The organism is Bradyrhizobium jicamae, assembly GCF_001440395.1.
Classification (GTDB): domain Bacteria; phylum Pseudomonadota; class Alphaproteobacteria; order Rhizobiales; family Xanthobacteraceae; genus Bradyrhizobium; species Bradyrhizobium jicamae.
The window spans coordinates 1-8,403 of the sequence record NZ_LLXZ01000073.1 but is presented as its reverse complement, the minus strand read 5'-3'; the positions used below and the strand labels follow the sequence as shown (position 1 = coordinate 8,403).

Sequence of the window (8,403 nt, the reverse complement as noted above, 5' to 3'; positions counted from 1 at the left end):
CCCTTCGACAGGATGTAGACCGAGTCTGACGTCGTTATGCTCAACCCATCCACGCTTGAACTGCTCTGTGAAATTGAAGACGCGAATTGGATTTCAAACGATTTGTCAGCTCTGACTATTTGAGCTTTTGGCTGCTCGCGGTGATGAACGAGGATGGCCTCATCTGCGCCGGTCAATTTCTTCAACTTATGCGTCGGACTCTTGCGCTTCGGCTTCGATTCGACGAGGAACTGACGATCAACGTCAACCGTCGAGAGAATGTTGTGCAGTCCGGGCGCATGAAAGCTTAGTTCTTGATAGGATTCCTCGGCGCTAACGAAACCAGCGCCGCTCCACGCTTGAACTGGTCCCAGCGTTAGCTCGACCCGGGCTAAGGGCGGATTTAGTTGGACTGCAGATTGGTAAGTCAATTGAGGGCAGTTAAAGAGTGTCACGTGACCTGCTGCCTTCGTTCGACCATGTAACGTTGGCTGATTCGGCGGCGCGAAGGGCATCAAGCGAGGGTCGGTTCGCGTAAGAATTTCAAAAGGTGTATTCCCGTCAATCGTGAGATAAAGTGTCAGACGGAGATTATCGTCTTCAAAGTATAGAACACCGGGGTATTCCTCGTTTCTCCCGAGGACGAACCACGTGCCAATGACCGGGTGAGATTTGAGGCGATCGATTGTAAATGGCTCGGACATTGCAGAAGCTCGTCATCCCCTCGAAGGCGTTGGTTTGGAGAGACTAGCGGAGGATCGATGGTTCTTGAAGTCGCGGCGGCGCTGATTTACGACGTGTCAAGTTAGTCCGCTGGGGGTCACCAACGGTCTCGCCTTAGTAATCAGAGAAGGTTCGCTTCGGACCGCATTGAAACCTCTAGCGAGTGTTTGCGTAGTCGGCTGCTGCCGCTTTGCATGCCGCAATCTTGGCGCAGGCCAGCACGGCGCCATCTCGCAGGGCACTCTCATAGGATTGGTCTTTGTGGGTCGCGTGAATGTAGGCGCCGAGCAAGGCCGCAGCGACTAAGATCACGACATAACGGGCCCGCTCCAAAATCAGCCGCGCCTTGGGGTTCTTCTCAATGCGGGTGACCGTCGCCAAGAAAATGACCGGTGTGCTCACCAAAAGAATGGCCACTTGGATACTGCCCGACTCGATATCCAGCCGCTTGAGAACCTGATGTTCGAGCCAGAGACAGAGTGCGATGAAGGCCCAAATGGTGGCCCAGTAGCTGGCCAGATCGAAGAGAACTTTGATGGGGTCGTCCTCAGATAACTTTGGGGCGGTGCTCTCAGTGCTGGCCATTCCTGCATTCCTCACTAGTAGGCAACACCAATTGTAGACGATAGTCATCATCTCTCAAGAGAAAATGGGACTCATAGTCCGTAGACCGAAAGTCATCACGACGGCCTGCTTCCCAAATGGAAGACGAGACAGGCATCGTTGATGTGGTGGCAGTGGCCGTGCGGAAGGCCCGCAAGGGTCTCGGGCTGTCCCAAGAGGACTTGGCCCTAGAGGCGGGACTGGATCGGACCTACGTCAGTCAGGTGGAGCGGGGCACCCGTAATTGCACCATCATCGTCCTGGCCCGCTTGGCGAAGGCACTCAAGACGACCCCTGATCGGTTGCTCGTCCCCCAGCGGAAGGGGCGGCCTTAACCCCCTATCTTGTCCGGTGCGGGGGTGGTCACTTTCAACACTTGATCATGTCGCGCGGAAGCGCGGAGTCAGGTCATGCGGGGCCCACTGAGCCCTGCTCGACTTGATCGCTCATACTGCTTCGTCTCCGCCCCAACCCTTAGCGCAGGGGCCCGAAGGGGACCCATGCGACATCCTCACAGGGGAGGCGAGCATAGGGTGGTCTGCTGAGTTGGTGCTGGAGGGGGCATGGAGTAGACCTTTGAGGGAGGGGTGATCGCCCCACCCCAGCTAGAGGGTGACCCATCGGGAAGGCTGGAGGGTGACCTCTTATGGTGATCATTGAGGAGGGGTGGTGTCGCCCTCCCTACTTGAACGAACCCCTTAGAGGTCCACAGAGACCAAACCCACCAAGGTTGCTCCTCTGAGTTCTTCCCTCTAGCTTTCCTCCTCCTTCATTAGCGGAGGCGTAAGAATTAAGGCGTTGTAATTATTGTGGAAATTTCACTGAGACGATCGCGCAGGGCGAGCGGCTCCAGCGTTGAAAAACGGCTCCCATCGTTTCCTGCGCCACACCCGCGTGGGGCTCCGCGACGAGCACCGCGTCGTGGAGAGGCAGGGCGGTGACCCCAGCAGCCGATAATTCAGTGAGAACCTCGATGAGCATGTCGCTTTCGATGCGCATCAGTTGGAAACCAAGACCCTTCCCAAACAGGTGAGCGATGGGCGCATGTTTCGCGGCGAGCATCTCGACCGCTGTCCGGAGATTGATGCCATCAGGAAAATGCCGGTGCGTGTCCTCGGGCCAATTCCTCAGCGGCGCCTTCGCGAACAGTAACGCGTTCATGAGCTTCTTGCAGCCATCGCGGCCGGTGCCATTCCCGAATACATCATAGAGGTCGCCCTCAGGCTGCGGCGCATCGGCCCTCACGTAAGCGAGGCGCGGGAAAAGTTGCCGATAATCGACCTCCGCCATGCGTTGGCCGTCGATACGAATGCGGTGACGCTCTGCTCGCTGCATGGAGAGCCAGAAGCCCCCCGCGAGACGGCCACCGTGCTGCCACGTGCCATTGTTGAAGATGCGCTTGAGTGATCGGCGATAGGGCGCGATGACTTGCCCGTCCTTTCCTACGACGAGGCCGGAGGCATCCTGACCTGTGACCTGAATGTTAGCCTCGCGCAAGAATTTGTTTATCCTTCGAACTTGGTTCGCAAACTTCTTGGATTGTGCAGACTCGCGATAAGCGATGGCGCCAGCGTTCCCATCCGCATCTTTCCCTTCCCTCAAGATGACCAACACAGGATCATCAATTTGATGGACAGCACGCCAATCGGGCGGAGTGAGCGGAAGATGGTCTGCGAGCCGTTCTCGTGTCTCAACGAGTGAGGGCATTTTCGACCTATCGGATATCCTGTAGCCGCGACGCCCTTCCGCGATGAGACCCATTGCGGATAGGAGGTCTATGGCAGCTAGGAAATGTTGGCCGAGAACAGTGTTCCCTTGCCAGATGACGGCATGTGACCGGGGCACGGCGAGCTTGGAGTTGCTCCCGGTGGCCTTTAGCAGAATGAGATTGCAAGCCAACGCCTCCACGGCCACGTAGAATTTCGCCGTGTCCGCTTCCTTTCGCGCTCGCGTGCGGGAGCCGCTCGCGGCTTCGTGGGCCAGCAATGTGTCTGCCAGCCTTCTGACAGCGGCCTGAAGCTCCGCGCCTTTCGCGCGAAGCTGGGAATCGAACATCATAGGCTGCGGATGGGAAGGCATGGGGTTCGGTGCTTAAAGAGACGGCTCTAACATCGATTATTGACGCACCCGACTAGTCTGGCCTGATTTCACGCTAACGATACGGCCGCCAAATATCGTCCGGGGCGTTCAACTGGGCGCCTTGCGGGGGCCGCGCCCGTAGCGCTGCTTGTGGGTTAGCACGCCCTTAAGATGCTTCTCGATGACCCAGTCGCAGGGCTCCTCCAGCATGCGTCCCATCAAGCGAAGCACGCGGCCAGACGACCTCGGATAGGCCCGAGTTCTCGACCTGTGCTCGCGGCCCTGAGCGTCGTAGCTGACCCACCCCGTGCCACTAGCGAGCCTATGCGCGGCCTTGCATGCCTGCACCATGCGAAACTCTTTCGCGCGATGGCCCTTCTCCTCAGCGATGGCATTGATAGCGAGGACGATGGCGACAAGGCGCTCCGGTTTGACCTTAGCCACCCGCAGTCTGGCCACCCCTATCTTCGCCCGCTTACCGGCAGACATTCCCTTCAGTCGCGTGGCTATCTCCACCGGTCCGGCTTCGTCCAGCGCTGATTGCATCGCGGTGACCGCAGCGGCGATGAACTTATCGGTCGGGGCCCAGAGGCGGACATAGGAGCTTGCTGCCGTGAGATACGGTTTTAGCTCAGCGGCCGTGTATGTGTTGAGCCAATAGCTCCCGTGCCTCGCCCGGTGTTCCACGTGCGAGCGGCAATGGTGCGGGGCCAGTCCCTCCTTGGCAGCCTTCATGGTAGGGCGACCGCAGCCCGGTATGGCACACCGTTCTGCCCCGCGTTCCCCGCTCTCCACCCGCCGCTTGATCCGCTGCTTGGCAATGTGCTGGGCTGATGCCTCTACCCTTCGCATCATCACGCTTGATTTGCTTTTTCCATAGCGACGGGTTCATGCAAGAATGCACCCGCCGGAAGCGATGGTTCCTTGCGACTCAAAATCGCTTTGTACGGAGCGGCTAACACCCGGGCAAAGCCGTCGGCCGGAGGATTGAGAAGACCTTCCTTGTGCACTCGTCGACCATTCTTCTTCGCAGGGTTCAAAAATTCCCCGATAGCGTCAAAGACGGTCTGCGCATCGGCTTGGCTCCCGATCCTCCAGCGACATGCGGGGCGTGCATTCTCATTGCTGCGGGCCTTCAATGCTGTGATTTTGCCCACGCCAACAGCGTCTCTGAAGCGGACTAGATTGATCAGGTCTTCCTGAATCTGATCGATTTCGCAAGTCATGCCGGTCTCGAACGCAGAGACATAACCTTCCCCGTCAAAAAAGCCGGCGGCCCATATGCGCTCATCTCGGCTTCCTCTCACACGGCCCTGCTCGCTTAAAAGGCGTTCGCAATCCTGAACAAGCTCCGCAAGCGATTTGTCTCGTTCAGACTCTTGGTCGTCAAATTTCACTGCCGCTCTCCCTGCACTGTCGGTTGAAGAAGATGCCTTGGCATTCAGCTACAAGCATCACGACGAAATATGGGAAGGCGATGAAGAAGCAGCAATAGATTCGCTGCGGTGTCGCAGCTTTTAAACGAAGAATTCAGCGCCGCGACTCGGTGATTCCAAGAATTGTGCCATATCATTTGCTTTGATGTTGCGTACTCTCTGCCGAGAGCAGCCTTGCCTCTATGCGTGACACCTGCGGAGCTGACCATGAGTGTCCTCCCCGTGCGGTAGGTATGCCCCTTGCTGTAAGTGCACGCGCCAACTCGGTGGGAGAGGATGCACCATCTGCACGTAGCTCCTCTAGTACCTGAGCTAGATCGTTAGCTCTACGTTGTGCCGACTGTGCTTGGACCTGTCGTCCCTTCGCCTTAGCGGTGCTGGATAGTTGCGTGCCGCGGTCACCCCCAAGCTGTTGCCCTCGTGCCCTTGCTGCGGAGAGAGCGGCCTTAGTGCGTGACGAGATTAGTCCCGCCTCTAGCTCCGCAACAGCTGCCATCTGTTGGAGCATGAAGCGGCCCGTAGGTCCCTCAATGGCGGGGAGGTCTGCGAACCTCACATCAACGCCCGCCTCCAAGAGCCTCGCCAGGAAGCCTACTGATCGGGTAAGCCTATCCACCTTAGCGACCACCAAGGCTGCATGATGTACCCTTGCGGCGGTTAGAGCCTGGTCCAGGGCTGGCCTGTCACTGCGCTTCCCACTCTCGACCTCTGTGAACTCAGCCACCACCTTCGCGGTGCGGTCACCAAGATAGTTAGCAACGGCGGTCCTCTGAGCCTCTATGCCCAGGCCAGACGCTCCTTGCTTGCGCGTAGACACCCGGTAGTAGGCGACAAATCGTTGCTTCGCCGTCATGCTCGCACTCCCACTTGTTCAAAAACAACTTAGCCAACGACCGTTGACACCATTGTTAGTGATTATCGATTCGCCCGCCAACGTCCGTCACGTGAGTCAAATCGACTCAGATAAAGGCGGCCTCGTACCCTTTCGCGTCATGTGGGTGTGTGTGTGAGAACTTGTGTTTCGGAGAGACAGCCGGCGAATTGAATTGACCTTCAGAAGATGCACCATGGGTATGGGGGGAACCAGCACGCAGCCGCCATGAGGTGACGTCTCGCGTTTGCGACCCCTTATGCAATTCGGACCGGAAGTAGGCGGGCGATTAAATTTTGTCTTAGGCTCTCGTGACGCCTTACATGGACTAGTAAGCTTCTCGTTGCCTGCGGCCGGCCGACAATCGACGTCATGCTCTGCGCTCGCGACGAACAACTCCACAGAAGATTAATTATGCACTCGTTGGCGAGTTGCACGATACTGCAACCATCAGTAGTCTGAGCGCAAGGCACCGGCGGTCTGTCTCGATCATTCGCGAAGAGAGAATCGATGCCTATAGCTGACGACTGCTTATGTTCATCTCGACATTTGAGACCCAACGTATGAATTGCAAAGGCAATAAACTTCTCCTCATCGGGTCGATCATCGGCCTTGCGGCTGCTCAAAGCGCCGCAGTCGAGGCGGCGGGGTCCGATGCGATCTCGAGATTGCCTTGCTCTGAAGTCTCGCAGGCAAGTGTCGCCCGGCAGGCGTGGTCCGGCGCCGGAGCGCCTTTCGGGGTGTCGCTCGCCCAATGGCGCCAGGACGAATTTGCAGCGCTGCGCGGCCGCATTACGGAATGCGCTAGACAATCCGGCACCGACCCGCAAATCACGGTCGCCCATGTTCAGCGTCTGGAAGACAAGGTATTGAATCAAAACCGTCGCGCTCAGGCGGCCGCCGACGCCGAAGCAACGAGCCGCGATACCGAGCGCGATCTTTTGGTTAAGGTGGAAAGCTTCACCACCTCGGATGAGCTCGACGCCTTCTGCAGCAAAATCCCAATTCCCCCGGTAGCGGCCATGGTCAGGGTCGTCATGGCTTGCAAGGCTCGGGCGAAGGAAATCGAGTACAAGGCCGCTGAAGCCGAACGCAAGCGGCAAGACGACGAGCGGCGAAAGCAGCAGTCCGAGAGGCAACGGTTGGAGACCGCCCAGCTTCAGGAACGGCTGGCGACGCTGCCGGTAGACGTCCGAAAATTCATGACCGAAAATCCCGGAATGGACCAGCCGAGTTTCGGCACCGACGGCGGACCGCAGATTCTCATCTCGCTCTATTCCTCCGAATTGGCCTTCCGGGTCTGTCGCGAACGTTTCGGCGGTTGGGACGCCTCGATCGACGAAGCAAAACGACGCTCCTCGCTGATCGAGAAGATACTCGTCCTCGGCTTCGGCATGCCCGAGGAGAAGATCGCACGTACACGCAATGGACTGGGGATGGACAGCGGACGGAGCGAGATCATTGAGCGGATGCGGGCCGATCACCGGATACGCCAATCTTGCCACGAGTTCGAGGGCGCTCTGGGGCTGAAATCCTCGCCGCCACTGCGCTGAGAATAGGCATTCCCATGGATCGGCAAGCCGCCTCGACTGAAGCGGCCGCTTCATCGCGCTTGAGCGTTGGCACCAGCATGAAACCCTTCACGACGTCAAGGCTGGCCACTGTCGCGCGGCAAGAGCGGAAACATGAGTCAAATTGACTCAGGCAAAGTGCTTGATAGCTCGCAGGTCCATCCGGTTAACGAATAGGCTGCGAGAAAATCCCAATTGAACGAACCTTTGAGCGATGTGTCAGAAATTGAAGAGCCCACGGGGGGAAATCGCGAGCCGTCGTTGCGAGGTCACGCCTTAGACGCGGCCCCCCTTAGAAATGTTGGCCGGGCTCAACTACGTCTAGCTTCTGGCCCTAAGCCGAAGTGCGATATAGCGAGTGCAACGTTCCGCATCAAAGCTTGCTCTTTTGTTTCGGGAAGCCATAACGCATTGGCCATCCTGCTAGACGTACTAAGCCAGCCAATCGATAGGCGCTTTGAATTGAGCCAAACCGGTGGATTATCGTTGCCGCAGATGGCAAGGTAGGATCGTCTTCGATGAGGCTAATCGAAGCCTTCCCCTGTCGTTTCACGAGGCGCCGCAATCCAGTGAGGATCGCTTCTGCGCGATAGTGCACCCACTTCGGCTGACCTGGAAGGAGTCGATTTCGCCTAAGAAGCGTGCCCTCTTTCCTTCGTCGGCAGGCAGCTAAAGCGACTTCGGATTGAGTGCGATCCGGTAGTTTAGCCAATGCCCTTGCCTTGGTCAGCGAGCCGAACCGCTTAGCATAGTATGCTATCTTGGGCGTAACGCCGTTCTGATTAAGCAGATTGGCAGACATGTAGCCGTGCTGCTTTTCCAACTTGCGCAGAGCACGAAGAAGCGCCGCGTCCGTCCAATGTACGCCATGATAATATTCGTCACATCCCGCCGCTTTGCGCCGCTTCCATCCTACTCGCTGTAGCTCCGCGTGCGTGAGTGCGGGAATACCAGCCTCCTTGTACGCGGCTTGAAGGGAGCCATGATGGCGAATGATGTAATTAGTTGATGGAAGATATTTGCACCGGATGATCAGCCGATTGGTAATGTATCCGTTGGCTGTGTAGAGCTTTCGCAAGCCAGACAAGACGCTCTTCTTGCTCCAATGCTTCCCATTATTGCCGAATGGAGACACCGGAGG

The 8,403-nt window shown here is 57.6% G+C and carries 8 protein-coding genes and 1 pseudogene; 2 read left to right on the top strand and 7 right to left on the bottom strand.

Annotated features, from left to right (window positions below; all coding sequences use genetic code 11):
* Both CQ12_RS43655 and CQ12_RS12040 read right to left on the bottom strand, forming a co-directional pair.
* Positions 1 to 683: ApeA N-terminal domain 1-containing protein (locus tag CQ12_RS43655; protein ID WP_157088161.1), on the bottom strand; the 683-nt coding region annotated here is incomplete at its 3' end.
* Between the two features lie 175 nt (positions 684 to 858).
* A complete protein-coding gene (locus tag CQ12_RS12040; protein WP_057835528.1) occupies positions 859 to 1,287 on the bottom strand; it encodes a hypothetical protein in 429 nt (142 codons plus the stop codon).
* Positions 1,288 to 1,403: 116 nt separating this feature from the next.
* Here CQ12_RS12040 and CQ12_RS12035 point away from each other — a divergent pair, with 116 nt between their 5' ends.
* Positions 1,404 to 1,640 (top strand): helix-turn-helix domain-containing protein, encoded by a 237-nt coding sequence (locus tag CQ12_RS12035; protein ID WP_057835527.1) that lies wholly within the window; start codon positions 1,404 to 1,406, stop codon positions 1,638 to 1,640.
* Between the two features lie 469 nt (positions 1,641 to 2,109).
* Here CQ12_RS12035 and CQ12_RS12030 read toward each other — a convergent pair whose 3' ends face one another.
* The 4 genes from CQ12_RS12030 to CQ12_RS12015 all read right to left on the bottom strand — a co-directional run bounded on the left by CQ12_RS12030 (position 2,110) and on the right by CQ12_RS12015 (position 5,673).
* The gene (locus tag CQ12_RS12030; protein ID WP_245309870.1) at positions 2,110 to 3,360 is read right to left on the bottom strand and encodes a hypothetical protein; all 1,251 of its coding nucleotides are present in this window, start codon (positions 3,358 to 3,360) and stop codon (positions 2,110 to 2,112) included.
* A gap of 132 nt (positions 3,361 to 3,492) precedes the next feature.
* Positions 3,493 to 4,119, bottom strand: a complete 627-nt coding sequence (locus CQ12_RS12025) for a hypothetical protein (RefSeq protein WP_245309867.1) — start codon at positions 4,117 to 4,119, stop codon at positions 3,493 to 3,495.
* Between the two features lie 119 nt (positions 4,120 to 4,238).
* Positions 4,239 to 4,781 (bottom strand): hypothetical protein, encoded by a 543-nt coding sequence (locus CQ12_RS12020; protein WP_057835525.1) that lies wholly within the window; start codon positions 4,779 to 4,781, stop codon positions 4,239 to 4,241.
* Between the two features lie 172 nt (positions 4,782 to 4,953).
* Entirely contained in the window at positions 4,954 to 5,673 is a 720-nt protein-coding gene (locus tag CQ12_RS12015; protein ID WP_057835524.1) for a recombinase family protein, read from the bottom strand.
* A 551-nt stretch (positions 5,674 to 6,224) separates the two neighbouring features.
* On the opposite strand from CQ12_RS12015, the gene CQ12_RS12010 reads away from it, so the two are divergent.
* Positions 6,225 to 7,244 (top strand): hypothetical protein, encoded by a 1,020-nt coding sequence (locus CQ12_RS12010; RefSeq protein WP_157088160.1) that lies wholly within the window; start codon positions 6,225 to 6,227, stop codon positions 7,242 to 7,244.
* Positions 7,245 to 7,635: 391 nt separating this feature from the next.
* Here CQ12_RS12010 and CQ12_RS43650 read toward each other — a convergent pair.
* Positions 7,636 to 8,403, bottom strand: a pseudogene (locus CQ12_RS43650) (hypothetical protein); the annotation flags it as partial.

Excerpts from the sequence above, each read along its gene's own strand:
- CQ12_RS12040 (WP_057835528.1), bottom strand. The coding sequence starts at position 1,287 with ATGGCCAGCACTGAGAGCACCGCCCCAAAGTTATCTGAGGACGACCCC.
- CQ12_RS12035 (WP_057835527.1), top strand. The coding sequence starts at position 1,404 with ATGGAAGACGAGACAGGCATCGTTGATGTGGTGGCAGTGGCCGTGCGG.
- CQ12_RS12030 (WP_245309870.1), bottom strand. The coding sequence starts at position 3,360 with ATGTTCGATTCCCAGCTTCGCGCGAAAGGCGCGGAGCTTCAGGCCGCT.
- CQ12_RS12025 (WP_245309867.1), bottom strand. The coding sequence starts at position 4,119 with ATGAAGGCTGCCAAGGAGGGACTGGCCCCGCACCATTGCCGCTCGCAC.
- CQ12_RS12015 (WP_057835524.1), bottom strand. The coding sequence starts at position 5,673 with ATGACGGCGAAGCAACGATTTGTCGCCTACTACCGGGTGTCTACGCGC.
- CQ12_RS12010 (WP_157088160.1), top strand. The coding sequence starts at position 6,225 with ATGTTCATCTCGACATTTGAGACCCAACGTATGAATTGCAAAGGCAAT.